A 25,353-nucleotide genomic window follows, 5' to 3' on the forward strand; every position below is an offset into this window, starting at 1 on the left:
TTCACCGCTGAAAGGGGAGCGACCATGGCTGAAGAAACTAAGAAGGCACTGCCGGATCACGAATCTGATCCCGCCAGGACCCCGGGTGACGGCTGGGTCGGTGAGGGCGGCGCATCGCACCTCGGACCAGCGACACACACCGCCTCTGGCCGCGAGGACGCCGATGAAGCCGAAGGCACTGAGGGCTCCGGTGATTCTGAGGGCTCTGAGGGCTCTGAGGGTTCTGTCGACGAGGCGGACGGGGCCGGCGCCTAGCCTGCCCGCACGTCCCAGCTCAGGTGTGCCGCAGGCTCGCCGGCGAGCCTGCCCCTCCCGCGTGCCTGCACTTCCCGCGTGAGTTGGCACTTGGTGTCGCTTTGAGCCGCTCATAGCGACACCAAGTGCCAACTGTGGCGCGTGGCTGCCATCGGCTGGGTTGGCTGGGTCGGCCGGGCCGCCGGGGCCGTGCCGGTCGCCGGCGGAGCCGTGCCGCTAGCCCTGGGTAAGTACGAGCACGCCCGCGACCGCCGACACCGCGGCGATGAGGAGCGCGATCGAGATCAGCACCGCGTGCACGGTGAGGAACTTGGTCGCGCGACCCTGCTCGTCGCGAGCGCGCGGGTCCTGAGTGACGCGAGTCCAGAAGCGCGGCCACACAATGACGTTGTAGACAGCGTTGATGAGCAACAGGATTCCTGCGAAGACGACCATGGTCTCAGTCTACGACCCGGAAATCGCGAGGCTTCGCCTAGGCTTTAGCTATGAGCGGCCACAGAGACATCGTACGCAAATGGGTGAAGCCAGAGGATCTGAACCAGCACGACGCGCTGTTCGGTGGGCGCCTGCTCGAGTGGGTTGACGAGGAGGCTGCGATCGTCGCGGTGGTGCAGCTCGGCACCACGGATCTCGTCACCCGGCACATGTCGGCCGTCGATTTCGTCGGCAGGGCGAACCGCGGAGACCTGCTCGAGCTCGAATACCGCGTCGTCGCGTTCGGCCGCACCTCGATCACGCTGAGCTGCCGAGTGGACAACGTGGTCACCGGGCAGGAGATCCTGCGCCTCGACAGCATCGTGTTCGTCGCCGTCGACGACGCGGGCAGCCCCCGCCCGCACGGCTTCACTGACCCCACGACGGGAACCGAGCGCCTGCGCGCCGGGAGCGAACGCTCCTAGACGGTGATGTCGTAGGTCACCCACGGCGTCTGCGTTGCAACCTTGTCGTACAGGCTGCGTGCGGTCGCGTTCGAGTCGGCGGTGATCCACCGGACGAGCGTCGCACCCTCGTCTCGCGCGATCTCCTCGAGGCGGCGAATGAGGGCCGAGCCCGCCCCCATGCCGCGGGCCGCCGGAGTGGTGAACAGGTCATCGAGGTAGATGCAGGTCGAGCCCGCGAGCGGCCGCGCGAAGCTGCGGTAGTGGGCGAGGCCAACGATCTCGCCGTCAAGCTCCGCGACGAGGCCGCGCGTCTCGTGCGCAGGATCGTGGAGCCAACCCCACACCGTGTCGAACACCGCCGGGTCGTGCTCCTTCTCGTAGAAATCGCGGTAGCCGCGGTAGGTGGCCTGCCACGCCTCGCGCTCGGCGGGGTCGACCGCCCGAATCGTGAGCGCGCTCACGCGAGCCGCTCCACTTCAACGAAGACGATGTCTGCGGCCGAGTCTGGGTTCGACACCTCGTGCTCGGATCCCGCGGGGCGGGTGTAGCTCACGCCGTGTTCGAGCGCAGCGTCGATGACGCTCCCGTCTGCGTTCGTGACCCGCATTGTGTCGGTGACGAGCGGGATTACGACGTACTCAAAGTCGTGACGGTGCATGGGGATCACGCCACCCGGCTTGATCGTCCACTGCGTGACGCGGAAGTGTTCGTTCTCAAGTTGCACGTCGCCGTGCGATCCGGTGCTCATGACATCCCCTTCGAGTGTGGGCCGACCCCAAGGTCGGTCGTGCCACCAGCCTACTCGGGTGCGCGCCCTGTGCCCGCCTCGGTTTCGCGCATAGGTTTTTCAGTGGAAATGTACAGGCCGTGAGGCGCGATTCCGTCGCCAAAATTCAACACATTGGCCCGAAAAGGTGAGAAGCTGAACATATACGCCCGCACCCAGGGCGCGGGAACATATGAATAGGAGCATCGCACATGACTGCAACTGATACCCCGAATCGCCCCGTCGAGGAACGCGCGACTGACGGCGCCCGCGTGCTGTTCGGCGTTGGCGGTCTCATCGCCATCGTGCTCGGCCTCTTCGTGATCTTCGCCCCGAAGACCTCCGCCGGAGTGACCCTGACTCTCGTCGCCGCGCTCATCGGCGCCTACGCGATCGTTACCGGCATTGTGTACTTCGGCACCGCGATCTTCTCGCGTAGCCTCGGCGGCTGGTCGCGGGTCGGGCACATCCTGCTCGGCATCTTGTACGTTGTCGGCGGCGTCATCATCATGTCGAACCTCATGTTCGCCGGTGTCGTCACGGCGCTGATGTTCTCGATCATGGTCGGTATCCTCTGGCTCTTCGAGGGCATCCTCGCGTTCGTGACGGCTTCGAAGTCGGACAACAAGGTGTGGACCATCATCTACGGCATCGTCTCGGTGATCGCCGGCATCACCCTGCTGTTCTCGCCGCTCATGGGCGCCGTGACCCTCTGGTGGCTGCTTGGCATCTCGATGGTTGTCCTCGGCGTCGTGCAGGTCGTGCGCGCGTTCCGAGTCGGCAAGTAGCGCGCCGACCGCGCTGGGGCCGATGCCCCGCCCGCGCCGGGACTGGCGGCGCGGACGCGACAACGCCCCCTCCTCGGAGGGGGCGTTGTCGCGTCCGGGGCTAGGACTGGAGTGACTCCGCCGTGATCTCGTCGTCGCCGAGCACGAGCATGATGAACTTGCGCAGGCACACGAGGGCGGCCGAGGCCTTGTCGAACTCCGCGGCGACGAACCTGTCGGCCGTGATGAGCGACAGCGCCGCCCGGGCCGGCATGATCGCGCCCTTGAGCTCTTCGCCGCCCGTCGCCGGGGCGAGGGCACGCAGCTCGGCCATCGACGTGAAGACCGGGAGCACGAGCTGGCCCTTCGTGGACCGGATGGTGCGGACCCGCGGGCCCTTCTTCTTGGTCGAGGTGCCGGTCACGTCGACGACGAGGTAGCCGTCGCGCAGCGCGTTGAGAAATGTCGCGAGGTGCTCGTAGTCGGGCGTCGCCGTGAACGCGACGAGCGCGGCTCGAGCGGCCTCGTTCTCGTAGTTCTCGTCGACGCCCTCGGGGATCTCGTGCGATTCAGCCATGGGTCTAGCCTACGGGGCCTGTTCGTCGCCGATGCCCCGTGCCGCAAGTGCCTGGCCGGTCAGCTGTGCCTGCGAGACGGTGCGCAGCACGAGCGGCACTGTCCGCGCGCGCAGGCTGCGATCGAGGCCCCGGGCGCGCGCCGCCTGCTGCGCGTCGCGGGCGAGATCCTGCACTGTCGGGATCATGCGAATGGCGAGGGAGAACGTTAGCGAGACCCGCTCGGTGTCGACGCCGAACCGGGCGAGCGGAGTGAGCGACCACGCGATCGTGTCGAGCATGTCGCTCGCCCTAGTGCTCGCTGTCACGGCGCTCGCGACGAGGATGAGCGCGAGGATGTCGGCGATCACTTCGATGCCCCGCTCCCACCCAGAACTCCACGTCTGGAAGGCGAACAGTGGGAGGCCGACGAGCGCGAACGCCCGCGCGACCCGCCAGAAGTCTCGCCCCCGCAGGCCGGCGACAAGGGCGAGCGCCACGCCGATCCCGAGGGCGCAGACCGCCGCGATCCAGCCCGGCATAGCGATGGTCGCGATCGCGAACGCGAAGAGCCCGAGGAGCTTCACGCCCGGCCGGAGTCTGTGGAGTGGCCCTTGGCGGGCGATGTATGCGCCAAGGGGCGACGGAATGCTCACGCCGCGGCCACGCTGTCGCGGTAGTGGGCGATCGCGGCGGCTGGCTCGCCGTCGAAGACGATCCGGCCCTGATCGACGACGAGCACCCGGTCGGTCCGCGCCGCCAGATCGAGGTTGTGGGTGACGATGACGACCTGCTGTGGCAGGGACGTGAGGAGGTCGCCGATCACGCGGGTATTTCGCAGGTCGAGCAGCGTTGTGGGTTCGTCGGTGACGAGGATTCGCGGTCCGGTCGCGAGCACCGTCGCGATCGCCAGGAGCTGCTGCTGGCCGCCAGAGAGCGCGTGCACGCTGCGCTCGGCGAAGCCGTCGAGCCCGAAGCGCGCGAGCGCGGCAACCGCGGCCAGTCTGCGATCCGACGCATCGCGATGCTCCCGCCGCAGCGACAGTTCGACGTCCTCGATCACTGTCGGCATGATCAGCTGGGCAGCAGGGTCGGTGAAGACGAACCCGACGGCCCGCCGTACCGCCGACCCATCGGCGACTGTGTCCAGCGCCGAAGCGGAGTCATCGGCCCCAGCGATCGTGACGGTGCCTGAGCTCGGCTCGACGAGGCCGTTGATGAGCCTGGCGAGGGTCGACTTGCCCGATCCGTTCGCGCCGATGACCGCGACCCGCTGCTCCGTCAGCTCGAGCGAGAACGGGTGCAGGATCGTGGCGCCGTCGTGCGAGACGACGCTGGCCTGGTTGAACGAGATCACCCAGCGATCCTACGCGGTGGGGGCGGCGGGAGCGGGGGCTGGCTGCGCCGGAGCTGACGGCGCGGTGGCGGCGCGCCCGCGCGCGGGCAGCAGCGCCGGGAACGCGCGATGTACGGAAGTCGCGACGATTGCCATGAGCACGTTCTTCAGGAGGTCGCCTGGAATGAAGGAGAGCCCGAACACGAACGCCTGCCCGAGCGTGAGGTCGGCGCGCCAGGCCATGCCGAGCGCACCGAGCGGGTAGGTGATGAGGATCGAGGCCGCGGCGCCGGCGATCAGGATCAGCGGGATACTCGTCGCGATCCGCTTGCGCGGGAGCCGCTCGACCACGAAGCCGGTGAAGAACGCGGCGATCGGGAACGACACGAGGTACCCGACCGATGGGCCGGCGAACGGGGCGAGCCCAGCGCCGCCCGCGGTGAACACGGGGAGACCGACGATGCCGACCGCCATCCAGAGGAGCACCGCCAGCGCGCCGCGTGTCGAGCCGAGCACGGCGCCGGCGAGGATCACGGCGAAGGTCTGCAGCGTGATCGGGACGACGCCGATCGGGATTGCTGGAAGGAACGAGCACGCCCCGATGAGCGCCGCGAAGCTCGCGATCAGCGCGAGGTCGGTCGCGGTGCTGCGGCGCTTGCGCGCGGGGGCTGCTGCTGGTGCGGCGGTCATGTGGACTCCCAAAAATCAAACCTGAACAGTGTTCTGGTGAACGGTGTTCAGGTTACAGATAGAATGGCGTTATGCGCAACACGAGAGCCGACGTCGTCGCCGCGGCGCTCCGGGTGCTCGCCGCGCAGGGGCTCGAATCATGCTCGATGCGGCGGGTCGCCGCCGAACTCGACGTTCAGCCCAGCGCGCTCTATCACCACGTGCCGAACAAGCAGAGTCTGCTCGCCCTCATGGCCGACGAGATCCTGCGCAGCGTCCGCCTCGACGCATCTGACCCGCGCGCGCTGTGTGTGGCCCTGCGGGGGGCGATGCTCTCCGTCCGCGACGGGGCCGACGTTGTTGCGACAGTGGAGGCATTTCGGCTCGGCTCCTCGGCGATCGAGCGGCGGCTCGCTGAGCTTGTCGGGGGCGAGGGCGCCCAGACCCTGCTGCTCTACACGTTCGGCCACGCGCAGTCCACGCAGACGCACAGGCAGGCCGCCGAATTTGGTGCACTGCTGGCGGAGGAGCTCCCGCAGGAGGCGGGGGACGGGCGTGACCTCGACGCCACCTTCGACAGTGGAATCGACATCATTCTCGGGGGCCTCGCGGCGCGAGAAATAGCGCGAACGAACTGAAAACTGTCTGAAAGTTCCGGCGAATTGCGGCCGATTCTTTCAGGGAGCCGCGAAATACTGGTGATCCACCGCAGCAAACGAAGGGGGAACACAATGGGTTTTCTTGAAGATGCAAAGGACAACGCAGCCAAGGCAGCCAAGAAGGTTGGCGACGCAGTCGAAGAGGGCGTCGACAAGCTCAAGGACAAGGCCGACGAGGTTCGCGCGGAGGCTGACGTGAAGCGCGCTGAAGCCGAGCGCGACGCCGTGAAGGCACGCAACGACGTGAAGGACGAGCTCCGCGACAAGTAAGTCCAAGCTCCGCGTTCCGCGCGAGAAACACCAATGCCCCCACCACGCACGTGGTGGGGGCATTGGTGTTTCTCTGTGGGGTTGCGTGAGCGCAGCCCCGAACACGGGCGCATGCTCCGGTGCGGCTGGGGGCGTTCTCGGCGCCAGGCGTTACCGTTGAGGTATGGAAAACAACGAGCCCCGCGACCCCGCGAAGCGCAAAGCGACGATCTGGATGATTGGAAGCGTCGTCGTTCTCGGCGCGATAGGCGCGGTCCTCGGCGCCCAGCTCGGCTGGGTCGGCTGGGGTGCGGGCGTCGGTATCGGTATCGGCGCCGTCGTCGGCTTCCTCATGGGGATGACGCCCGAGCAAAAGGACTAGCTCACCCCGGTCGCGTATTCACCCGACCGCGTTGGTTAAGGTGGCGTTCGGCTAGAACGACGAGCTCATGCCCGCGTCGGTGCCGAACGCGATGACCGAGCCCCAGAAGAGTGTCGCCGCGATGATGATCGCGAGGGTGGCGTAGCCCAAAACGAGCCCGGTGATCGCCGGACCCCGGCCGGTTCCCGTGCGCTTAGCGGTGCGCAGGCCCGCGTGCCCGAAGATGATCGCCAGCAGCGCGGGGAGGAACGCGACAGCCCCCGCGATGATCCCGAAGATCGGAAATGGCGCCCACACGCCGATGAGCCCGCCGATGATGCCGAGCACGAGCGAGGTGACGGCCATGCCGTTCGCGGGCGGCGGCACGGGCGGCTGGGCGGGTGGCTGGTAGACGACCCGCGGGGGCGGCGTGTAGCTCATGCCCCGATAGTACCCAGTCAGCGCTCCTCGCGCCCAGGGGGAAGGCGCGTTCAACTCCGGCGTCGCGTCACGCGCAGGCGCAACCGAAGCCTAGAACAGGGTGTTCTTGTCTTCCATGCCGCGCATCGCGTCGTAGTCCAGCACGAGGCAGCGGATCCCGCGATCCTCAGCCAGCGTGCGCGCCTGCGGCTTGATCTCCTGCGCCGCGAAGACGCCCGACACGGGGGCGAGCAACGGGTCGCGGTTCATGAGTTCGAGGTACCGGGTGAGCTGCTCGACGCCGTCGATCTCGCCGCGGCGCTTGATCTCGACCGCGACCGAGACGCCCTCCGAGTCGCGGGCGAGAATGTCGACGGGGCCGATGGCCGTCATGTATTCGCGGCGCACGAGCGAATGCCCGTCGCCGAGCAAGTCGATCTGATCGGCGAGCAGTTCCTGCAGGTGCGCCTCGACGCCGTCCTTGATGAGGCCTGGATCGACGCCGAGATCGTACGAGGAGTCGTGGATGATCTCGAACAGCGAGACCACGAGCTTGTCGGCGGTCTTCTTGTGCGTGACCTGCCACTGCTCGACGATGCCGGCGTCGCGCACGTCGTCGTCAAGTTCGAGCGGCTCGAGCGAGCACGGCGGGCTCATCCAGTTCAACGGCTTGTAGGAGCCGCCGTCGGAATGGACGAGGATCGAGCCGTCGCCCTTCAGCATCAGTACGCGCTTCGCGCGCGGCAGGTGGGCCGAGAGCCGACCCGCATAGTCAACGGAACAGTCAGCAACCACGATTCGCACCGTGACAGTTTAGCCGGTTGTCGTGCGACCCGCCTGTCGACCGGGCTCACGGGCCGCCCCCGCCGCGAACACCACGAAGATGAGGAAGGCGACGAGCGGGAGGAACGCGTTGAGCAGCCCGAGGTGCTCGCCGAGCAGGCCGATCGCCATCGGCCCGAGCAGAAACGCCGCGTAGGCGATCGCCGAGACGGTGGCGACGCCGCGGACCGCCTTCTGCGGGTCGTCGGCGGCGGCCGAGACGCCGATGGGGAAGCCCAGGGCGCTGCCCACGCCCCAGAGTCCGGCGCAGACGTAGGCGGCCCAGCTGAATGGCAGCACGTTGATGAGCACGATGCTTGCGCCCGCGGTCATCGCGCTGGCGCGGAGGATCCACACGCGGCCGAACCGCTCGATCAGCCAGCTGCCGGCGGCGCGGGTCGAGAGCATCGCGACGAAGAACACACCGAGCGCAAGCGCTGCTGCCGAGTTCGAGAAGCCACGGTGATCGGCGAGGGCGAGCGGCAGCCAGTCGGTCGCCGTCCCCTCGGTCAGGCTCAAACTCATCGCGACGAAGCCGATCACGATGATGCGGGGGTCACGCCACGGGTTATAGCTCGTCGGCTTCTGCGGGGCGGTCTCGGCCGCCGGGTTCGCGAGCAGCTGGATCGGGCCGGTGTTCGTGTTCACGGGTACGGGCTCAGCGGGCATCTCGCCGGGTTCGACGCGCGGGATGCTGCGGATCGCGAAGAGGATCCCCGCGATGATCAGCAGGAAGACTGCCCCCAAGTGCACGGGGACTGGGATCTGCAGCATCTCTGCGAGCGCGCCGACGCCCATCGCGCTCACCCCGCCAAAGCTGTAGCCGCCGTGCAGGATCGGCATGCGTGACTTGCCCAGCGCGCGCTCGGCGGCGGCCCCGCTCACGTTCATGGCGACGTCGCTCGTGCTGAAGAAGAACCCGAAGCATGCGAGCGCGAGCATCCCCGGGATCGGCATGCCGAACCACAGGAGCGTTGCACCGAGCGGCATGAACAGCGCCTGCCCGAGGGCGCCGTACAGGATCGACTGGCGCGGCCCGAGCCACGTCACCGTGCGGCCGGCGAACACGAGCCCGAGCAGCGATCCTGCGGCGAGCGTGAGCCCGATGACGCTCATCTCGAACGTGCTCGCGTCGAGGCGATCGCGCACCGCGGGAATGCGGGCGAGCCAGTTGCCGAAGCCAAAGCCAAACATTGTGAACACGATGAGCACGCCGAAGGTCCACCTCGACGGCGAGATACGCGGGTCTGTGGCGGCCACAGTGCTCCTGACGAACGGGGGTAACCGCACTGCGGCTGAACCCCACCATTCTAGGGTTGTGCGACGGCCCGCCGCGACGCTCCGACCTGCCGGTTAGACGCCGAGCACGATCCAGCGCCCGCCCCTCGCGCGCAGCCCGAGCGTCGTCGCGCGGGCGAGCATGAACGCGATCATGAAGCTCGCGGTAATCGCCACGAGGGCGGCGGTGCCGCTCGGTACGAGCGAGGTAGCAAGCCACAGCACGGGAAGGTAGACGGCGAGGTTCACCATGCTCGTCCACGCGAGGTACCTGACGTCGCCGGCACCCATGAGCACGCCGTCGAGCACGAACACGAACCCTCCGAGCGGGAGGGAGCATCCGAGCACGATCAGCGCGGGTGGGAGGAGCTCGAGGACCCCGGCGTCGCTCGTGAACGCCCGCCCGATCACCTGACTGCCGAGCGCGAGCACCGCTCCGATCACGGCGCCGGCGACGAGGCCCCAGAAGATGGTGCGGCCCACGATCCTGCGCGCGAGGGCAGCGTTGCGCGAGCCGAGCGCGTCTCCGATAAGGGCCTGCGCGGCGATCGCAAGCGCGTCGAGCGCGAACGCCGCGGTCGAGAAGATCGTGAAGACAACCTGGTAGGCGGCGGTCGCCTCGGTGCCGTGGCTCGTGGCCGCGAACACCGTTGCGAGGAACGCTGCCCGCAGCCCGAGCGTTCGAATGAAGAGCCACCCGCCGGAGCGTCCCGCCTGGGACAGGCCATCGCGGTGGGGGAGCCAGTTCGCGCCTTCCCGCCGTGCGTGGCGTGCGACGACGGCGACGTAGACCACGACCATGCCCCACTGCGCGACGACAGTTCCCCACGCGCTTCCGGCGATGCCCCACCCGAGGCCGTAGATGAACCACCAGTTCAGCAGCGCGTTCGCCGAGAAGCCGATCGTCGCGACGTACAGCGGGGTGCGCGTATCCTGCAGGCCGCGGAGGAGCCCGGTCGCGGCGAACACGAGCAGCATCGCTGGGATCCCGAGGCACGACACCGTGAGGTAGGCGAGCGCCTCGTCCGTCGTCGCCGCGTCGGCCCCAAAGAGCCGTACGATCGGAGCGCTCACCAGCCAGAGCGCCGAGCCAACGACGATCCCGATCCCGAGCGCGAGCCAGAGCCCGTCGATGCCTGCCTGCACGGCTCCCCGCATATCGCCGGCGCCGCGTCTGCGGGCGACCATCGGCGTCGTCGAGTAGGCGAGGAAGATCATGAGGCCGACCGCGGTCTGCAGGATCGCGCTCGCGATCGCGAGCCCGGCAAGCGGCGCGGCGCCGAGGTGCCCGATGAAGATCGCGTCGAGTGTCAGCAGCATGGGCTCGACGATCAGCGCGCCAAGCGCCGGGAGAGCGAGGGCTGCGATCCTGCGGTCGATGGTGCTGCGCAACGGTAACTCGCTCGGCGGCATGCGGCTAGGGTACCGCGAATCCCGTCCTCCTATTAGGGTGAGGAGGCATTGGGGGAAGAGTGGTGCCTGGTGGCACATGCAGAGCCAAATCAATGATGAAAGTAGGGATGCACATGAACTCAATGAATCAAGCGACTCCGGAGGCGCACGACTCCAGCCCGCCGCTCCCGCCCGTCGCGCTCACCGCGGACGAGATCGCGGCCGACGCGCGCAACAAGCGCGGCCTGAAGATCGCGCTCTGGATCGGCATCGGCCTCATCGGTGCCGTTGGCTGGGCCATGCTCGCGCTCTCGCGCGGTGAGACCATCAACGCGATCTGGTTCGTCTTCGCCGGCGTCGCGACCTACCTCATCGCGTACCGGTTCTACTCGCGCTTCATCGAAGCGAAGATCGTGCATGCCGACGACACCCGTGCGACGCCGGCCGAGTACAAGGCAAACGGCAAGGACTACGTTGCCACCCACCGCAACGTGCTCTTCGGGCATCACTTCGCCGCAATCGCCGGCGCGGGCCCGCTCGTCGGACCGGTCCTGGCCGCGCAGTGGGGATTCCTTCCCGGCACGATCTGGATCATCGTCGGCGTCATCGTCGCCGGCGCCGTCCAGGACTACCTCGTCATGTTCTTCTCGACCCGCCGCGGCGGGCGCTCACTCGGGCAGATGGCCCGCGACCAGCTTGGCCGCATCGGCGGCACCGCCGCGATCATCGCCACGCTGCTCATCATGGTCATCATCGTCGCGATCCTCGCCCTCGTGGTCGTGAACGCGCTTGCCGAGAGCCCGTGGGGCGTCTTCTCCGTCGGCATGACGATCCCCATCGCCCTCTTCATGGGCGTCTACCTCCGCTGGATTCGCCCCGGCAAGATCACCGAGATCTCGATTATTGGATTCGTGCTGCTCATGGTCGCGATCGTCGCCGGCGGCTGGGTCGCGGGCACCGAGTGGGGCACCGCAATCTTCACACTCGACAAGGTTTCGCTTGCCTGGTTCGTCGCGATCTACGGCTTCATCGCCGCCGTGCTGCCGGTCTGGCTGCTGCTCGCACCGCGCGACTACCTCTCGACGTTCATGAAGATCGGCGTGATCGTGCTGCTCGCCGCGGCGGTTGTCATCGCGAACCCGCTCGTACAGGCGCCGCGGGTGAGCCAGTTTGCCGCGACCGAGGTGAACCCCGTGGTCTCGGGCAACATCTTCCCGTTCCTCTTCGTTACGATCGCGTGTGGTGCGCTCTCCGGGTTCCACGCACTCATCGCCTCGGGCACGACGCCGAAGATGGTGCAGAAGGAGCGCCAGACCCGCTTCATCGGGTTCGGCGGCATGCTCATGGAGTCGTTCGTCGCGCTCATGGCACTCGTCGCCGCGGTCACCCTCGACCAGGGCATCTACTTCGCGATGAACTCCTCTGCCGCGGCAACGGGCGGCACCGTCGAAGGTGCAGTCGAGTTCGTCATGGGCCTCGGCATCGCCGGCGTCGACGTCACGCCCGAGATGCTCACCTCCGCGGCCCAGGCCGTCGGCGAGGAAAGCATCGTCTCCCGCACCGGCGGCGCCCCGACGCTCGCGCTCGGCCTCGCCAACATCATGAAGGACGTCATCGGCGGCCCCGCGATGATGGGCTTCTGGTACCACTTCGCGATCATGTTCGAGGCGCTGTTCATCCTCACCGCCGTCGACGCAGGCACCCGCGTCGCGCGCTTCATGCTGCAGGACACCATGGGCAACTTCGCGCCGAAGTTCCGCGACAACTCGTGGCGTCCGGGCGTCTGGCTGACGACCCTCATCATGGTGGCGGCCTGGGGCGCGATCCTGCTCATGGGCGTGACCGACCCGCTGGGCGGCATCAACACGCTGTTCCCGCTGTTCGGCATCGCGAACCAGTTGCTCGCGGCCATCGCGCTCGCCGTCGTCATGGCGATCATCGCGGCGAAGCAGAACTTCAAATACCTCTGGGTCGTCGCGGCGCCGCTCGCGTTCATCGCCGTGGTCACGATCACCGGCTCCCTCTACAAGATCTTTTCCCCGGTCCCGGCGGTTGGGTACTTCGCGAACCACGTGAAGTACCGCGACGCGCTCGCCGCAGGCGACACATCGCTCGGTCCCGTGGAGAGCCTCGAGGCCATCGTGCGCAACACGATGGTGCAGGGGGTGCTCTCGATCGTGTTCGTCTCGCTCGCGATCATCGTGATTGTCACCGCGGTCGCAGCCGTGATCCGCTCGTATCGGACCGGCAAGGTCGTCGACACCGAGGATCCGTACGTGCCGAGCCGGACGTTCGGCGCCGCCGGGTTCATTGCGACGCCGAGCGAGCGCAAGCTGCAGGCCGAATGGGACGCGCTGCCCGAGGAGCTGAGGCCAGATGTCCAGCAGCACTAGTCGCGCCCGGCGAGAGCCCGGCGGTAGCCTCCGCCGGAGGCTTCGCGCCGCGCTGAGCTACCTGCACGAGCTCACGGGCGAGGGCGCGTACGCGGCCTACGTTGCCCATGCGGGGCGCGCGCACCCGGGCGCCGAGGTGCTCTCGGAGCGCGAGTTCTGGCGCGAGCGGTACGCGGACGAAGACGCGAACCCAGGGTCGCGCTGCTGCTGAACCGCGCCGGCGTTCACTCACGGCCGGATCGCTGTGAGTGAACGCCGGTCGCGCGTTCGGGCGCCCCGGCTAGGCTGAAGGGCATGAGCAACGCAGCGCCCGGCAAGTCCGGCATCGACCTCTCCGAACTCGATCCGGCGGTGCGCCCGCAGGACGACCTCTTCCGCCACATGAACGGCAAGTGGATCGACCGCACCGAGATCCCCGCCGACAAGGCACGCTACGGCTCCTTCGCCGTGCTCGCCGAGAACGCGGAGGAGGCGGTGCGCGACATCATTACCGGCACCGAGGCCCCCGCGGCCGGCCTCGTCGAGGGCGGCGCAGACGCGGAGGCCGATAAGGTCGCCGCGCTGTATGCGAGCTTCATGGACACGGAGCGGATCGACGCCCTCGGCGCCGAGCCGATCCGCGCCGACCTCGACCGCGCGCTTGCTGTCCCGTCGATCCCCGAGCTCGTGCGCGTGACCGCTGAGCTCGAACGGAAGGGCCTCGGCGGGTTCTACGGCATGTTCATCGACAACGACCCGGGCGACCCGGCGCGCTACATCCTCTTCGTCATGCAGGGCGGGATCGGGCTCCCCGACGAGTCCTACTACCGCGAGGAGCAGTTCGCCGAGGTGCGCGAGCAGTACCGCGCGCACATCGCCCGCATGCTCACCCTCGCCGGCGTCGGCTCGAAGACCGCCGGCGATCCTGAGCGCCTCGCCGAGCTCGCCTTTGATCTCGAGACGCGCATCGCTGCGAGCCACTGGGACACTGTCGCGAGCCGCGACATCCAGAAGCTCTATAACCTGCGCGACTTCGCCGGGCTCCAGGAGATCACCCCGCAGCTTGACTGGCAGGCGTACATCGCCGCGATGGGCGCACCTGAGGCCGCCTTCGCCGAGGTCGTCGCCGCCCAGCCCGACGCGCTCGCGGGTCTCGCGGCGCTGCTCGTCGAGGACGAGCTTGAGGCCTGGCAGGCGTGGCTCGCGTGGTCAATCGTCCGCTCCTCTGCGGCGCTCCTCACGCAGGAGATGTCGCGCGCGAACTTCGACTTCTACGGCACCGCGCTCACCGGCGCGACCGAGCAGCGCGAGCGCTGGCGCCGCGGCGTCTCGTTCGTCGAGGGCGCTATGGGCGAGGCCGTCGGCCGCATCTACGTCGAGCGCCACTTCGATGAGAACTCAAAGGCAGCGATGGACGAGCTCGTCGGTCACCTCATCGGGGCCTACCGGGACTCCATCGAGGAGCTGTCGTGGATGGGCGAGGGCACCCGCGAGCGAGCCCTCGAAAAGCTCGGGAAGTTCACGCCGAAGATCGGCTACCCGGAGAAGTGGCGTGACTATTCGGCGCTCGCCGCAGACGCGAGCGACCTCGTCGGCAACTCGCAGCGCGTGGCCGAGTACGAGTTCGAGCGCGAGTTCGGCAAGATCGGCAAGCCGATCGACGCAACCGAGTGGTTCATGACCCCGCAGACGGTGAACGCGTACTACAACCCGGGCATGAACGAGATCGTGTTCCCCGCTGCCATCCTGCAGCCCCCGTTCTTCGATGTGACCTGGGACGCGGCGACGAACTTCGGCGCGATCGGCGCGGTCATCGGCCATGAGATCGGTCATGGCTTCGACGATCAGGGTTCGCGCTACGACGGCGACGGCAAGCTCACCGACTGGTGGACGGAGCAGGACCGCGAGGCGTTCGAGAAGCTCACGGGAGCGCTCATCGGCCAGTACAACGAGCTCTCCCCTGAGGGCGCCGACGGCCAGACCGTGAACGGCGAGTTGACGATCGGCGAGAACATCGGTGACCTGTCGGGTCTCGAGATCGCGTGGAAGGCGTACCTGCGCTCGCTCGCGGGCGCCGAGTCGCCGGTGATCGACGGGCTCACGGGGGCCGAGCGCTTCTTCCTGGCCTGGGCGCAGGCGTGGCAGCAGAAGTCGCGCCCGGCTGAGGTCGTGCGGCTCCTGACGATCGACCCGCACTCGCCGAACGAGTTCCGGTGCAACCAGATCTTGAAGAACCTCGATGCGTACCACGAGGCGTACGGCACGAAGCCTGGCGACAAGCTCTACCTCGCGCCGGAGGAGCGCGTGAGCATCTGGTAGGCGGGTGGCTTGGCGAGCGCCTCGGGGATTGCCCCGGGGCGCTCGCTTGATGTGGGGCCTCGTCAGTCCCCGCCTGCGGTGACACGCTCTCGGCCGGCACCAGCAAGTAATGAAAACCAATATCATTAACTGCATGAGATGCCGCGTCCTGTCCCACACGTCCCCGCGTTCAGCGGTCCGCCACCGCGCCACGGGCACCGGCCATGCGGGCTGACCCGGGCGCACCCGGGCGCTTCGGCGCCGCGTGGCTGGCGAAGGTGCGCCGCGACGGTCGCTGGCGGATGCACGCCGTGCTCGGCGCGATCCTCGGGGCCCTGCTGCTTGCGACCTCGCTCGCAACGGCCGCGCTCTGGCCGGACGCCGAACAGGTCCCGATCCACGGCGCCGCCGACGCCGCCGGGAGTGAGATCATCACCGTCCGGGTCACGGACGTTGTCCCCATCCCCTGCGCGCAGGGCGGTCCCGGCGTCGACGGCGCGGCTGAGCCGGCGGCTGCCGCGGAACCGCCTTCGAGCGACTGCTTCGAGGTGCGGGCGACCCTGCCGGTCGGGAAGCCCGTGAGCTTCACGCTCAACCACATGAACACCCATCCCGTCACGCCGCAGGAGGGTGACCGCGTGCGCGTCATCACGGGCGGGTCGAGCGAGTCGGGGGACGCGCAGTACTACTTCTACGACTACCCGCGCAGCGGCAAGCTGCTCGCGATCGCGGTGGTGTTCGCGCTCATCGTGATCGGCGTCGGCAGGTGGCGCGGCGCGCTGTCGCTCGTCGGTGTCGCGGCGGCGGTCGGGGTGTTGGTCGCGTTCGTGCTTCCCGCGGTGCTCGCCGGCAAGCCGCCGATCCTCGTCGCCGTGACGGCCTCCGCCGGGATCATGACGCTCGTGCTCTACCTCGCCCACGGCATTTCGCACCGCACCACGGCAGCGCTCTTCGGGGCGATGTTTGGCATCCTGTTCACGGCCGTGGCTGGGTTCGGGGTGACGCGATGGTTGCGGTTTAGCGGGATCGCCTCGACCGAGGACGCGAGCCTCCTCGTTGCGGTGCCCGGGCTGAACATGAACGACCTGCTCACCGCGACGATCGTCATCGCCGGGCTTGGCGTGTTGAACGACATCACGGTCGCGCAGGCGTCGGCGGTCTGGGAGATGCGCGAGCTCAATCCCCAGGCGAGCAAGCGGCGGCTGTATCTCGCGGCGATGCGGATCGGCCGGGACCACATCGCGTCGAGCATCTACACCCTCGTCTTCGCGTACGCGGGCGCGATGCTCGGGGTGCTGCTGTTGATCTACACGTACCCGCGAGATCTGCTGGATCTCATCACGTCCGAGCAGATTGCCCAAGAGGTGGTTCGCACGCTCATCGGCGCCGCCGGGCTCGTGCTGTCGATGCCGGTGACCACTGCCCTGGCGGTGCTGTTCGCGCGGGAGCCGCAGGCTGACGACGCCCCCGCCGCGGGCGGCGACGACGCCGCGGTGCGGGTGAGCTGAGCGCTAGGTGTACTGACCCGGAGGGTTGTTGACATAGGAGAGACCTTCGTTGTCGAGTTGGAGCTGTCTAGTTCCCCTACTCGCTCAAACGAAGGTCTCTCATGTCTCACGCTAATGCCCGGCTCGCTCCTGCCGGTAGAATGATCCTGGTCCAACGCATTCAATCGGGTCGCCCTGTCGCTCATGTTGCCTCGGAGATGGGAATCTCGCGCACGACTGCGTGGCGGTGGTGGCGCAGGTTCCAGGAAGCCGGGGTTACGGGATTACGGGATCGGTCGAGCGCGGCCAGGTCGCATCCGCGGCGCACTCCCGGATGCATGGAGACCCGGGTGCGGATCGTGCGCGCGCTCACCAGACGTGGCCCGGTATTCATCGCGGGCAAGCTCGGCATGCACGCCTCGACAGTCGGGCGGGTGCTGCGTCGCCATCACACCCCGTTGTTACGTGAACTTGATCCCGTGACTGGGATCAGGATCCGTGCGGAACGACGGTCCGCGAACCGATACGAACACGAGTATCCGGGCTCGTTGATCCATATCGATGTGAAGAAGCTCGGCCGTATCCCTGACGGCGGTGGGTGGCGGCTCCATGGGCGCAGCGAACGTCCGAACCGGAAACGAGGACAAGGGTACGACTACGTCCACACCGTGATCGATGACCACTCTCGTGTCGCGTATGCCGAGATCCACGACGACGAGAAAGGCGTGACCGCGGCCGGTGTCCTTGAACGCGCGATCGGGTTCTACGCGTCGCTTGGGGTACGTGTTGAGCGTGTCATCAGCGATAACGCGTTCGCGTACCGGCACTCCGCCGCGTTCAGAGACGTCGTCACCCAGCACAGTATTCAGCACCGGTTCATTCGCCCGCACTGTCCCTGGACCAATGGGAAAGTCGAACGCCTCAACCGCACTCTCGCGACAGAGTGGGCGTACGCGAGACCCTGGACTTCTAACGACGAACGTCGAGCAGGATTGACGGCCTGGCTTGACTACTACAACCTAGACAGAGCTCACCTCGGCATCGACGGTCAAACTCCCATCGACCGAGTCAACAACGGTCGAGGTCAGTACAGCTAGGGGGCGTCGGGTGCGCCTGGAGTGGCATCAGGATCGGCGCCGAAGCGCTCGAGCTGTTTCCGCTCGGCGGCGGCCTGCTTCCGTTCGATGCTCAACTGCTTGCGACCGGCCGCGAGCTGCTTGCGCTCGGCGCGCCGAACCTCGCGGGGTTGCCGGGGCGGGATCACCGCGAGGTTCTCGGGGTAGGCAAACGGCGCGGGGCCGAACGCGGTGCGAGCCGAACGCACGACCTTGCGTCCGAGCAGCCTGTTGCCCGTGCCGCCGATCACGGCGCCGACGCCGTAGGGGATCACCTTGCCAATGACCGACGCGGTGCCGGTCTTCGCGAGCTTCTTCAGGAACATCGATCGGAGCTGATCGACCGCCGGCCCGACGAGGTTCTTCGGCATCGCGGTCGTGACGATCTCGCTCCAGAACGCGTTTCGGGCCATCCCGCCCGCGACCTGGCCGGTGACCTGTCGGAGCAGGGTGGCGCCCTCGTCGCCGAGCATAAGCGCGAGGATCAGGGCGTGCGTGCGGTCACGGTCGGTGAGCACGATCCCGTGCACCTCGGCGACCGCGTGTGCGAAGAGTGCGGTCGCCTCGATGAAGCCGAGAGTCTCGGCGCCGGCGAGCGCGAGGGCAGCTGCGGTGCCGACCGCCGGGATTGCCGCAGCCGCGCCAACGCCCGCGCCGCCCGTCATCACGGTCGTGAGGTAGTGCCGCTCGAGCATCTCAATGAGCTGTTGTGGGGTGGCGCCCGGATGGCGCGAGCGGATGCGCTTGAGGTGCGCGAGCACGATTGGCCGCTGCACGGTGAGCACGCCGTCAAGGGCCTTGGCAACCGCCGGGTGCTGCTGGCTGGTGGCGTGGCCGGTGGCGCCGCTTGCCGGGCTGCTCGGGGCTGCGTCGACGACGATGATCGGCTCCTCGGGCCGAGGCTCGTAGCGGTAGCGGGGCTGATTCATAGCATCATGCTACGCAGCGAGGCTGGGCGGGAGATAGCTGTTCGCTGTCGGGGGAGCGGGCCTGCCTGCTGCCCTCGCCGTATGGGTCGCATCTCTCCAGCGCCTGTCGGCCCAACGCGTAGCAATGTGATCTGCGATGCGCATGCCCGAACCGGCGAGGGACGGTATTGGATTCGCAGATCCCAGATGTATTGGCTGCCGTATGGGGGCAATGGGGGCAGCCAGCCACGGATCGCCAGTGCCCCATCAGTAGCGCGAGGTGGCGGCTGCAATGAATTCCTTGACAATCTCCCGCCAGCCTCGTAGGTTCATTAGTGAAGTAATGAACCAAGGGAGTGGATATGATGCGATCACGGGTACCGGGCCCGAGGTGACGAGGTGACACGTGTTTGAGGACTCAAGGCCGATCTTCCAGCAGCTGGCCGAGCGGATTGTCGACGACATTCTGCGCGGCCGCTACGAGGAGGGCGGGCAGGTGCCCTCGACCAACGAACTCGCGAGCTACCTCCGCATCAACCCCGCGACGGCAGGCAAGGGCCTCGGCCTGCTTGTCGACCGGGGCATCCTCGTGAAGCGCCGCGGCATCGGCATGTTTGTTGCCGAGGGCACGACCGAGCGGATCGCCGCCGAGCGGCGCGACCGCTTTGTTCAGGACTTCATCCAGCCGATGCTCGCCGAGGCGAGCACCATCGGGCTCGACAGGGCAGCGCTTCGCCGCCTCATCGACGAGTCCCATACCCCCGATGAGCCCGCCCCGGGCGCGGAGCCGGGCGAACCGCCCGCCCCCGCCGCCGAAACAGAATGAGAACGGATATGACCTACGCGATACAGGCCCGCGGCCTCACACGCGTCCACGGTGCAACCCGCGCCCTCGACGACGTCACCCTGAACGTGCACGAGCACACGATCACCGGCCTGCTCGGCCGTAACGGCGCCGGCAAGACGACGTTCATGTCGCTCGCCACGGCGCAGGATCGCCCAACCTCCGGCACGGTCAGCGTGCTCGGCGCGGAGCCCTTCGAGCACGCCAAGGTGCTCGAGCAGCTCTGCTTCATCCGCGACAACCAGCGCTACCCCGACGACTACAAGCTCGTCCACGCGCTCCGCGCGGCGCGGATCTTCTACCCGAACTGGGATCAGGGGCTCGCCGACGAACTCGTCGAACTCTTCCGCATCCCCGCGAAAACCATCGTGAAGAAATTCTCGCGCGGCCAGACGTCGGCGCTCGGGATCGTGCTCGGCCTCGCCTCGCGTGCTCCCGTCACGTTCTTCGACGAGCCCTACCTCGGGCTCGACGCGACCGCGCGCAGCTACTTCTACGACGTACTGCTGCGGGACTATCAGGAGCACCCCCGCACGATCCTGCTCTCGACGCATCTCATCGACGAGATGGACAGGCTGCTGGAGCGCGTCGTGATCCTCGACCGCGGCCGCGTGGTGCAGGACGCCGACGTCGACGAGCTGCGCGGCGCGGCGCACCAGGCGGCCGGATCGGCCGACGCAGTCGCCGCGTACGCGGAGGGTCGGCGGGTGCTCAGCCGGCACCGGCTGGGCGGTCTCGCCACGGTCGTCGTCGAGGGGCAGCCCGACCGGGCCGCGGCCGCCGGCAACGTTGAGCTGAGCTCGGTCTCACTGCAGGAACTCGTCGCCGCCTACGGCTTTGACGGCGGGGACAGCCCCGCGAGTGAAAAGGAGGTGCGCTCATGAACCGCGTGCTGAAGGTGACACGGTTGCACATGAACAAGCCGGGCGCGATGTTCAGCGTTCCCCTGCAGATCGTGCTCGTGGTGCTCGTCGTGTCGGCGCTGATCTCGCTCATGCTGCAGCGCGGCGGCCTCGATCCGGCCTCGGCCGAGTACGTTGAGGGCGCCCGCTGGAACCAGGGCATGATCTGGTCGCTCCCTGGCTTCCTCATCTACTACGGGGTCCAGGCGATCGCGACGACGTACCCGTTCGCGCTCGCGCTCGGCGCGACCCGGCGCGCGCACGTCCTCGGGACCGCGCTCGCGAACGTCCTGCTGTCGCTCTTCATCGCCGCGGTCATGGTCGCCCTGCTCGGGCTCGAGCTCGCCACCGGCCACTGGTTCATCCACTTGTACGCGCTCGACGTGTATCTGCTTGGATCGGGAAATCCCCTCGCGCTATTCATCACGATGTTCCTCATCACGTTCGTGGCGACGAGCATCGGCGGGTTCTTCGGGGCAGTCTGGGTGCGCTTTGGGTCGAAGGGGCCAACGGTCGCGGCCCTCGGCCTCGCGCTCGTGCTCGTCGTGCTGCTGCTCATCTTCGTGCCACAGCTCGGGGAGATCATCGCGGCCATTACCCGCCCGCTGCTCGCCGGCGTCGGGGTCGGGATCGCCGCGCTCGCGATCTTCGGCACCTGGCTGTCGATGCGCCGCGCCTCGGTCAGGTAACCGAACGCACGGGGTCGGGCGACACGCCCGGCCCCGTGCAACAATGGGCCAGTGTACGTTTCGCTGACCACCACAACGGCCCCTGTCGAGGATCTGACGTTCCTGCTGCACAAGCATCCGGCGCGGGCGCACACGCGCAAGCTGTCGGTCGGCGCAGTCAGTGTCGTGTGCACGGAGCTCACCGACGAGCGCTGCACCGTCGCGCTCGCGCTCGAGGTCGACCCGATCGGGTTGCTGCGCGGCCAGGGCGCGGCGATGGAGAGCTTCACGCTCGGCCAGTACGTGAACGACAGGCCGTACGTGGCCTCCTCATTGCTCACGGGGGCGATACGCGGGGTGTACGGCACCGCGCTCGCGGGCACCTGCGAGGCGCGGCCCGAGCGGGTCTCGGCGCCCCTCGACCTTGAGATCCACCTCCCCACGGTGGCGTGCGCTGGTGGCGCGCAGCTCATTCAGCGGCTGTTCGAACCGCTCGGGTGGGCGGTCTCGGCACGCGCGCTGCCGCTCGACCCCGAGGTGCCCGAGTGGGGCGACTCCGAGATCTTCGACGTCAGACTCTCGGGTACCGCGGTGTTGCAGCAGGCGCTGCAGCAGCTCACGATCCTGCTCCCCGTGCTCGACGATGCGAAGCACTACTGGGTCGACCACACGGAGAACGACAAACTGCTCAGGCACGGCGGCGACTGGCTTGCTGCGCACCCGGAGCGTGAGCTGATCCTGCGGCGTTTCCTCAGGCACCAACGCGACCTCATCGACGCGGCAGACACTGCGGCCGCGGTAGCCACTACGACCGCGGCAGCCGCCGTCGAAGGCGGGGGCGCGCAGAACGTCGGCGATCCTGATCGAGGATCTGTGACGACAGGCACCCGCCAGCCGTCGCTCGCCCGCGAGCGCCGCGACGCCGTGCACGCCGAGCTCACGCGCCTCGGCGCCGCGAGCGTGCTCGACATGGGCTGCGGGCAGGGGGCGCTGCTCGCGCCGCTCGCCCGTGATCCGCGCATCACCCGCCTGGTGGGGGCCGACGTGTCCGCGCGCGCCCTCGCGCAGGCCGCCCGCCGGCTCGGGCTCGACGGGGCGAGAGACGGTGCCTCCGACGGCGCCCCAGAGGCGATTCGCAAGAAGGTCGGGCTCATCCAGTCTTCACTCACGTACCGCGACGACAGGCTCCGAGGATTCGACGCGATGGTGCTTATGGAGGTCATCGAGCACCTCGATCCCGAACGCCTGCCCGTGCTTGAGCAGACGGTGTTCGCCGACGCGCGGCCCGGCCACGTGATCGTCACGACCCCGAACGTCGAATACAACGCCGCCTATCCCGGCCTCGCGCCCGGCGAGCTGCGTAATCACGACCACCGCTTCGAGTGGACCCGCGCCGAGTTCGCGGCCTGGGCCGACAGGGTCGCGCTCGCGCACGGTTACACGGTGGCGCTGGCTGGCATCGGGCCGGAGGCCGACGGGCTTGGCCAGTCGACGCAGATGGCGACGTTCGCGCGGGGAGGAACCACATGACCGAGATTTCGATCCCAGAGGTCGCGCTCGTGCTGCTCGTCGGCGCATCAGGATCGGGCAAGAGCCGCTTCGCCCGCGAGCACTTTGGGCCGTACGAGACCGTGTCGAGCGACGAGTGCCGCGGCATCGTCTCGAACGATCCGAACAACCAGGCGGCGACGAAGCCTGCGTTCGAGCTGCTCCACACGATCGCCGCGGCGCGGCTCAGGGCCGGGCTGCTGACGGTGATCGACGCGACGAACGTGCAGCCCGAGTCGCGCGCCTCGCTCATCAAGCTCGCGCGCGATCACGACGTGCTGCCAGTCGCGATCGTGTTCGACCTCGCCGACTCCGTGCTGTTCGAGCACGACCGCGGCCGCGACGATACCCCGCGCGGCGAGAAGGTGATTCGCCGCCAGCAGGGCCAGCTGCGCCGCTCGATGCGCGGCCTCAGGCGCGAGGGCCTGCGCGGCGTGCACGTGCTGAACACGACCGAGGAGGTCGCGGCCGCGACGATCGTGCGCCGGAAGCTCCTCACCGACTTCCGCGACGATCACGGCCCGTTCGACGTGATCGGTGACGTGCACGGCTGCCTGCCCGAGCTCGAGGAGCTGCTCGGCGCGCTCGGCTACGTCATCGTGCGTGACGACGCGGGGCGGGCGATCGACGCGAGCCATCCCGATGGCCGCCGCGCACTGTTCCTCGGCGATCTCGTCGACCGCGGTCCCGACTCGGTTGGCGTGCTGCGCCTCGCGATGGGCATGCACACGGCCGGCCACGCGCTCGCGGTGCCGGGCAACCACGAGGAGAAGCTCGTGGCCGCGCTCGACGGAAAACGGAAGTCGCTGACGCACGGCCTCGCCGAGACGATGCTCGAGCTCGCGGGCGAGACTGACGAGTTCAGGCGCGAGGTGCGCGACTGGGCGCACGGTCTCGTGTCGCACCTCGTGCTCGACGACGGCAACCTCGTCGTCGCCCACGCGGGGCTGAAGGAGTCGTACCAGGGCCGCAGCTCTGGCAGGGTGCGCGCCTTCGCGCTGTACGGCGACACGACGGGCGAGGTCGACGAGTTCGGTCTGCCGGTGCGGCTCGACTGGGCCGCCGACTACCGCGGGACGGCCGCCGTGCTGCACGGCCACACCCCGGTCGAGCAGGCCGAGTGGTTCAACAACGTGATGTGCCTCGATACCGGGTGCGTGTTCGGCGGGAAGCTGTCGGCGCTGCGCTACCCCGAACGCGAGCTCGTCGAGGTGCCCGCCCGCGAGCGGTACGCCGATCCGATCAGGCCGCTCGCTCGGCCGCGGGGGAGCGCCGCACGGGCGGCGGACGATCAGGATCGCCAGCCGTTTGCGACGACCACCGCCGGGCAGCCGGGTGCGGCGGGGCAGGGTGAGGCCGGGCCGGGTGCCGCTGCTGCGCAGAGCGCCGCGGGACCCCGTACCGCGGGGGAGCTCCGCGCCGCCGACGTGCTCGGTAAGCGCGTCATCGACACGAAGCTGCACGGCCGCGTCGGCATCCGGGCCGAGCACGCGGCCGGCGGCTTCGAGACGCTGAGCAGGTTCGCGGTCGCCCCCGCGTGGCTGCCGTACCTGCCCCCGACGATGGCGCCGTCGCCGACGAGCTCCGAGCCCGGGTACCTCGAGCACCCGCGTGAGGCCTTCAAGGTGTTCGCCGCCGCGGGCGTCGAGCGCGTCGTGTGCGAGGAGAAGCACATGGGCTCGCGCGCCGTCGTGCTGCTGTGCCGCGACGCGGAGACCGCCGCGACGCGCTTCGGGGGTCAGGCAGGCGAGACCGGCATGGTCACCACCCGCACCGGGCGGGCGCTCTTCGAACGTGAGCTGATGGAGGAGTTCCTCGCTGGGCTCCGCGGGGCGGTTGACGCCACGGGGCTCTGGGACGAGCTCGAGACGGACTGGATCCTGTTCGACGGCGAGATGCTGCCGTGGTCGCTGAAAGCGGGCGATCTGCTCACTGGCGTGTACGCCCCGGCAGGCGCCGCCGCGCGTGCCGGGCTTGGGGCCGCAGCCGAGGCCTTCGCAGCGGCTTCGGCGCGCGGCGTTGACGCGGCGAAGCTCGAGGCTCGCGCGGGTGAACGCCTCGCCGATGCCGAGGCGTTCACCCGCGCGTACCGGCGCTACGTGTGGCCGACCTCGGGCCTCTCGGGCGTGAGCTTCGCGCCGTTCCAGGTACTCGCGACCGCGGGGCGGGCTCGCTACGGCGACCCGCACCCGTGGCACCTCGACGTCGCCGGCCGACTCGCCGACGCGGCGCCCGAGCTCGTCCGGCGCACCCGCTCGCTCACGGTGGAGACCGCGAACGCCGAGAGCGTCGAGGCGGGCATTCAGTGGTGGGAGGAACTCACGGACGCGGGCGGCGAGGGCATGGTCGTGAAGCCTGAGCAGTCGGTCGTGCTCAGTAAGAAGGGGCTCGTGCCCCCGGGGCTCAAGGTGCGTGGCCGGGAGTACCTCCGGATCATCTACGGCCCCGAATACCTGGAGCCGGCGAACCTCACCCGACTGCGTGACCGAGACCTCGGGCGCAAGCGCTCCCTTGCTGGGCGCGAGTTCGCGCTGGGAGCCGAGGCCCTCGACAGGTTTGTCGCCGGTGAGCCGCTCTGGCGGGTGCATGAGGCCGTGGCCGCGGTGCTCGCGCTCGAGTCCGACCCGGTCGATCCGCGGCTGTAGGGCTGGGCCTCTGGCCCCGGGCCCCGGGTTTGGGTGTGAGCGCCGGGTTTGGGCGCCGCCAGCAGCGTGTGAGCTTGAGATCTGCGATGCGAATGCCTGATTTGGCCAGATTCGGCATTTCTATCGCGGATCTTAGGGAGAACTGCTGCCGCGTGGC

Annotated in this window: 28 protein-coding genes; 16 read left to right on the forward strand and 12 right to left on the reverse strand. The window is 68.5% G+C overall.

Annotation, left to right across the window (positions count from 1 at the left end; translation table 11 throughout):
- Positions 1-24: 24 nt before the first annotated feature.
- Positions 25-255, forward strand: coding sequence for a hypothetical protein (locus BJ960_RS00385; RefSeq protein ID WP_185985799.1), 231 nt, complete (start codon positions 25-27; stop codon positions 253-255).
- Positions 256-471: 216 nt separating this feature from the next.
- On the opposite strand, the gene BJ960_RS00390 is transcribed toward BJ960_RS00385, so the two are convergent.
- Positions 472-690 (reverse strand): SCO4848 family membrane protein, encoded by a 219-nt coding sequence (locus tag BJ960_RS00390; RefSeq protein WP_185985800.1) that lies wholly within the window; start codon positions 688-690, stop codon positions 472-474.
- Positions 691-740: 50 nt separating this feature from the next.
- Here BJ960_RS00390 and BJ960_RS00395 point away from each other — a divergent pair, with 50 nt between their 5' ends.
- Entirely contained in the window at positions 741-1,154 is a 414-nt protein-coding gene (locus BJ960_RS00395; RefSeq protein ID WP_121074446.1) for an acyl-CoA thioesterase, read from the forward strand.
- On the opposite strand, the gene BJ960_RS00400 is transcribed toward BJ960_RS00395, so the two are convergent.
- On the reverse strand, positions 1,151-1,597 hold the full coding sequence (locus BJ960_RS00400; protein ID WP_185985801.1) for a GNAT family N-acetyltransferase: 447 nt from the start codon (positions 1,595-1,597) through the stop codon (positions 1,151-1,153). The two genes, BJ960_RS00395 and BJ960_RS00400, sit on opposite strands and share 4 nt — an antisense overlap.
- Positions 1,594-1,884: a cupin domain-containing protein gene (locus BJ960_RS00405; RefSeq protein ID WP_121074440.1), complete on the reverse strand. Its 291-nt coding sequence runs from the start codon at positions 1,882-1,884 to the stop codon at positions 1,594-1,596. Before BJ960_RS00405 ends, BJ960_RS00400 begins: the two co-directional genes overlap by 4 nt.
- Positions 1,885-2,114: 230 nt before the next feature.
- On the opposite strand from BJ960_RS00405, the gene BJ960_RS00410 reads away from it, so the two are divergent.
- Positions 2,115-2,690 carry an HdeD family acid-resistance protein gene (locus BJ960_RS00410; protein WP_185985802.1) on the forward strand — a complete coding sequence of 192 codons (576 nt, stop codon included), beginning with the start codon at positions 2,115-2,117 and terminating at the stop codon, positions 2,688-2,690.
- Positions 2,691-2,790: 100 nt separating this feature from the next.
- Here BJ960_RS00410 and BJ960_RS00415 read toward each other — a convergent pair whose 3' ends face one another.
- Genes BJ960_RS00415 through BJ960_RS00430 form a run of 4 tightly spaced genes read right to left on the reverse strand, consistent with a single transcriptional unit; the run spans position 2,791 to position 5,249 of the window.
- Positions 2,791-3,246 carry an SseB family protein gene (locus BJ960_RS00415; RefSeq protein ID WP_185985803.1) on the reverse strand — a complete coding sequence of 152 codons (456 nt, stop codon included), beginning with the start codon at positions 3,244-3,246 and terminating at the stop codon, positions 2,791-2,793.
- 9 nt (positions 3,247-3,255) lie between these two features.
- Positions 3,256-3,879: an energy-coupling factor transporter transmembrane component T family protein gene (locus BJ960_RS00420; RefSeq protein WP_185985804.1), complete on the reverse strand. Its 624-nt coding sequence runs from the start codon at positions 3,877-3,879 to the stop codon at positions 3,256-3,258.
- The gene (locus tag BJ960_RS00425; RefSeq protein ID WP_185985805.1) at positions 3,876-4,580 is read right to left on the reverse strand and encodes an energy-coupling factor ABC transporter ATP-binding protein; all 705 of its coding nucleotides are present in this window, start codon (positions 4,578-4,580) and stop codon (positions 3,876-3,878) included. The genes BJ960_RS00420 and BJ960_RS00425 overlap by 4 nt, the downstream gene beginning before the upstream one ends.
- A gap of 9 nt (positions 4,581-4,589) precedes the next feature.
- Positions 4,590-5,249 (reverse strand): biotin transporter BioY, encoded by a 660-nt coding sequence (locus tag BJ960_RS00430; protein ID WP_185985806.1) that lies wholly within the window; start codon positions 5,247-5,249, stop codon positions 4,590-4,592.
- A 71-nt stretch (positions 5,250-5,320) separates the two neighbouring features.
- Between BJ960_RS00430 and BJ960_RS00435 the strand changes: the two genes are divergently transcribed.
- From BJ960_RS00435 to BJ960_RS00445, 3 genes are all read left to right on the forward strand, one after another.
- Positions 5,321-5,866, forward strand: a complete 546-nt coding sequence (locus BJ960_RS00435; protein WP_185985807.1) for a TetR family transcriptional regulator — start codon at positions 5,321-5,323, stop codon at positions 5,864-5,866.
- A gap of 93 nt (positions 5,867-5,959) precedes the next feature.
- Positions 5,960-6,157, forward strand: a complete 198-nt coding sequence (locus BJ960_RS00440; protein WP_121074419.1) for a hypothetical protein — start codon at positions 5,960-5,962, stop codon at positions 6,155-6,157.
- Positions 6,158-6,320: 163 nt separating this feature from the next.
- A complete protein-coding gene (locus BJ960_RS00445) occupies positions 6,321-6,518 on the forward strand; it encodes a hypothetical protein (protein ID WP_185985808.1) in 198 nt (65 codons plus the stop codon).
- Positions 6,519-6,569: 51 nt separating this feature from the next.
- Here BJ960_RS00445 and BJ960_RS00450 read toward each other — a convergent pair whose 3' ends face one another.
- From BJ960_RS00450 to BJ960_RS00465, 4 genes are all read right to left on the reverse strand, one after another.
- Positions 6,570-6,938, reverse strand: a complete 369-nt coding sequence (locus BJ960_RS00450; RefSeq protein WP_121074414.1) for a DUF4190 domain-containing protein — start codon at positions 6,936-6,938, stop codon at positions 6,570-6,572.
- Between the two features lie 90 nt (positions 6,939-7,028).
- Positions 7,029-7,721 carry an endonuclease NucS gene (gene nucS / locus BJ960_RS00455; RefSeq protein WP_185985809.1) on the reverse strand — a complete coding sequence of 231 codons (693 nt, stop codon included), beginning with the start codon at positions 7,719-7,721 and terminating at the stop codon, positions 7,029-7,031.
- Between the two features lie 9 nt (positions 7,722-7,730).
- Entirely contained in the window at positions 7,731-8,999 is a 1,269-nt protein-coding gene (locus BJ960_RS00460; RefSeq protein ID WP_307814715.1) for an MFS transporter, read from the reverse strand.
- Positions 9,000-9,092: 93 nt separating this feature from the next.
- The gene (locus BJ960_RS00465) at positions 9,093-10,430 is read right to left on the reverse strand and encodes an MATE family efflux transporter (protein ID WP_185985810.1); all 1,338 of its coding nucleotides are present in this window, start codon (positions 10,428-10,430) and stop codon (positions 9,093-9,095) included.
- A 113-nt stretch (positions 10,431-10,543) separates the two neighbouring features.
- Between BJ960_RS00465 and BJ960_RS00470 the strand changes: the two genes are divergently transcribed.
- The 5 genes from BJ960_RS00470 (at position 10,544) to BJ960_RS00490 (ending at position 17,663) form a co-directional block, all read left to right on the forward strand.
- The gene (locus BJ960_RS00470; protein ID WP_372430610.1) at positions 10,544-12,802 is read left to right on the forward strand and encodes a carbon starvation CstA family protein; all 2,259 of its coding nucleotides are present in this window, start codon (positions 10,544-10,546) and stop codon (positions 12,800-12,802) included.
- Positions 12,786-13,013 (forward strand): YbdD/YjiX family protein, encoded by a 228-nt coding sequence (locus BJ960_RS00475; RefSeq protein ID WP_185985811.1) that lies wholly within the window; start codon positions 12,786-12,788, stop codon positions 13,011-13,013. Before BJ960_RS00470 ends, BJ960_RS00475 begins: the two co-directional genes overlap by 17 nt.
- An 83-nt stretch (positions 13,014-13,096) precedes the next feature.
- On the forward strand, positions 13,097-15,100 hold the full coding sequence (locus tag BJ960_RS00480) for a M13 family metallopeptidase (protein WP_185985812.1): 2,004 nt from the start codon (positions 13,097-13,099) through the stop codon (positions 15,098-15,100).
- Between the two features lie 203 nt (positions 15,101-15,303).
- Complete coding sequence (locus BJ960_RS00485) at positions 15,304-16,587, forward strand: YibE/F family protein (RefSeq protein ID WP_185985813.1); 1,284 nt, start codon at positions 15,304-15,306, stop codon at positions 16,585-16,587.
- 101 nt (positions 16,588-16,688) lie between these two features.
- Positions 16,689-17,663, forward strand: a complete 975-nt coding sequence (locus BJ960_RS00490) for an IS481 family transposase (protein WP_185985814.1) — start codon at positions 16,689-16,691, stop codon at positions 17,661-17,663.
- On the opposite strand, the gene BJ960_RS00495 is transcribed toward BJ960_RS00490, so the two are convergent.
- Positions 17,660-18,610, reverse strand: coding sequence for a hypothetical protein (locus tag BJ960_RS00495; RefSeq protein ID WP_185985815.1), 951 nt, complete (start codon positions 18,608-18,610; stop codon positions 17,660-17,662). The genes BJ960_RS00490 and BJ960_RS00495 overlap by 4 nt on opposite strands.
- A gap of 385 nt (positions 18,611-18,995) precedes the next feature.
- Between BJ960_RS00495 and BJ960_RS00500 the strand changes: the two genes are divergently transcribed.
- The 5 genes from BJ960_RS00500 to BJ960_RS00520 are packed head-to-tail and all read left to right on the forward strand — an operon-like array spanning position 18,996 to position 25,196.
- Positions 18,996-19,415: a GntR family transcriptional regulator gene (locus tag BJ960_RS00500; protein WP_185985816.1), complete on the forward strand. Its 420-nt coding sequence runs from the start codon at positions 18,996-18,998 to the stop codon at positions 19,413-19,415.
- Positions 19,416-19,423: 8 nt separating this feature from the next.
- A complete protein-coding gene (locus tag BJ960_RS00505) occupies positions 19,424-20,317 on the forward strand; it encodes an ABC transporter ATP-binding protein (protein ID WP_185985817.1) in 894 nt (297 codons plus the stop codon).
- Complete coding sequence (locus tag BJ960_RS00510; protein WP_185985818.1) at positions 20,314-21,024, forward strand: hypothetical protein; 711 nt, start codon at positions 20,314-20,316, stop codon at positions 21,022-21,024. The genes BJ960_RS00505 and BJ960_RS00510 overlap by 4 nt, the downstream gene beginning before the upstream one ends.
- Before the next feature lie 51 nt (positions 21,025-21,075).
- A complete protein-coding gene (locus BJ960_RS00515; RefSeq protein WP_185985819.1) occupies positions 21,076-22,533 on the forward strand; it encodes a 3' terminal RNA ribose 2'-O-methyltransferase Hen1 in 1,458 nt (485 codons plus the stop codon).
- Positions 22,530-25,196, forward strand: coding sequence for an AAA family ATPase (locus BJ960_RS00520; protein WP_185985820.1), 2,667 nt, complete (start codon positions 22,530-22,532; stop codon positions 25,194-25,196). Before BJ960_RS00515 ends, BJ960_RS00520 begins: the two co-directional genes overlap by 4 nt.
- The last annotated feature ends 157 nt before the right edge of the window (positions 25,197-25,353 follow it).

The organism is Leucobacter aridicollis (assembly GCF_013409595.1).
Lineage (GTDB): Bacteria > Actinomycetota > Actinomycetes > Actinomycetales > Microbacteriaceae > Leucobacter > Leucobacter aridicollis.

Bases quoted from the DNA above. Each gene is read 5' to 3' on its own strand.
- BJ960_RS00430 (WP_185985806.1), bottom strand. From the start codon at position 5,249: ATGACCGCCGCACCAGCAGCAGCCCCCGCGCGCAAGCGCCGCAGCACC.
- BJ960_RS00510 (WP_185985818.1), top strand. From the start codon at position 20,314: ATGAACCGCGTGCTGAAGGTGACACGGTTGCACATGAACAAGCCGGGC.
- BJ960_RS00390 (WP_185985800.1), bottom strand. From the start codon at position 690: ATGGTCGTCTTCGCAGGAATCCTGTTGCTCATCAACGCTGTCTACAAC.
- BJ960_RS00480 (WP_185985812.1), top strand. From the start codon at position 13,097: ATGAGCAACGCAGCGCCCGGCAAGTCCGGCATCGACCTCTCCGAACTC.
- BJ960_RS00490 (WP_185985814.1), top strand. From the start codon at position 16,689: ATGTCTCACGCTAATGCCCGGCTCGCTCCTGCCGGTAGAATGATCCTG.
- BJ960_RS00485 (WP_185985813.1), top strand. From the start codon at position 15,304: ATGCGGGCTGACCCGGGCGCACCCGGGCGCTTCGGCGCCGCGTGGCTG.
- BJ960_RS00445 (WP_185985808.1), top strand. From the start codon at position 6,321: ATGGAAAACAACGAGCCCCGCGACCCCGCGAAGCGCAAAGCGACGATC.
- BJ960_RS00435 (WP_185985807.1), top strand. From the start codon at position 5,321: ATGCGCAACACGAGAGCCGACGTCGTCGCCGCGGCGCTCCGGGTGCTC.
- BJ960_RS00410 (WP_185985802.1), top strand. From the start codon at position 2,115: ATGACTGCAACTGATACCCCGAATCGCCCCGTCGAGGAACGCGCGACT.
- BJ960_RS00465 (WP_185985810.1), bottom strand. From the start codon at position 10,430: ATGCCGCCGAGCGAGTTACCGTTGCGCAGCACCATCGACCGCAGGATC.
- BJ960_RS00405 (WP_121074440.1), bottom strand. From the start codon at position 1,884: ATGAGCACCGGATCGCACGGCGACGTGCAACTTGAGAACGAACACTTC.
- BJ960_RS00415 (WP_185985803.1), bottom strand. From the start codon at position 3,246: ATGGCTGAATCGCACGAGATCCCCGAGGGCGTCGACGAGAACTACGAG.
- BJ960_RS00440 (WP_121074419.1), top strand. From the start codon at position 5,960: ATGGGTTTTCTTGAAGATGCAAAGGACAACGCAGCCAAGGCAGCCAAG.
- BJ960_RS00470 (WP_372430610.1), top strand. From the start codon at position 10,544: ATGAACTCAATGAATCAAGCGACTCCGGAGGCGCACGACTCCAGCCCG.
- BJ960_RS00520 (WP_185985820.1), top strand. From the start codon at position 22,530: ATGACCGAGATTTCGATCCCAGAGGTCGCGCTCGTGCTGCTCGTCGGC.
- BJ960_RS00395 (WP_121074446.1), top strand. From the start codon at position 741: ATGAGCGGCCACAGAGACATCGTACGCAAATGGGTGAAGCCAGAGGAT.
- BJ960_RS00475 (WP_185985811.1), top strand. From the start codon at position 12,786: ATGTCCAGCAGCACTAGTCGCGCCCGGCGAGAGCCCGGCGGTAGCCTC.
- BJ960_RS00385 (WP_185985799.1), top strand. From the start codon at position 25: ATGGCTGAAGAAACTAAGAAGGCACTGCCGGATCACGAATCTGATCCC.
- BJ960_RS00495 (WP_185985815.1), bottom strand. From the start codon at position 18,610: ATGAATCAGCCCCGCTACCGCTACGAGCCTCGGCCCGAGGAGCCGATC.
- BJ960_RS00505 (WP_185985817.1), top strand. From the start codon at position 19,424: ATGACCTACGCGATACAGGCCCGCGGCCTCACACGCGTCCACGGTGCA.
- BJ960_RS00450 (WP_121074414.1), bottom strand. From the start codon at position 6,938: ATGAGCTACACGCCGCCCCCGCGGGTCGTCTACCAGCCACCCGCCCAG.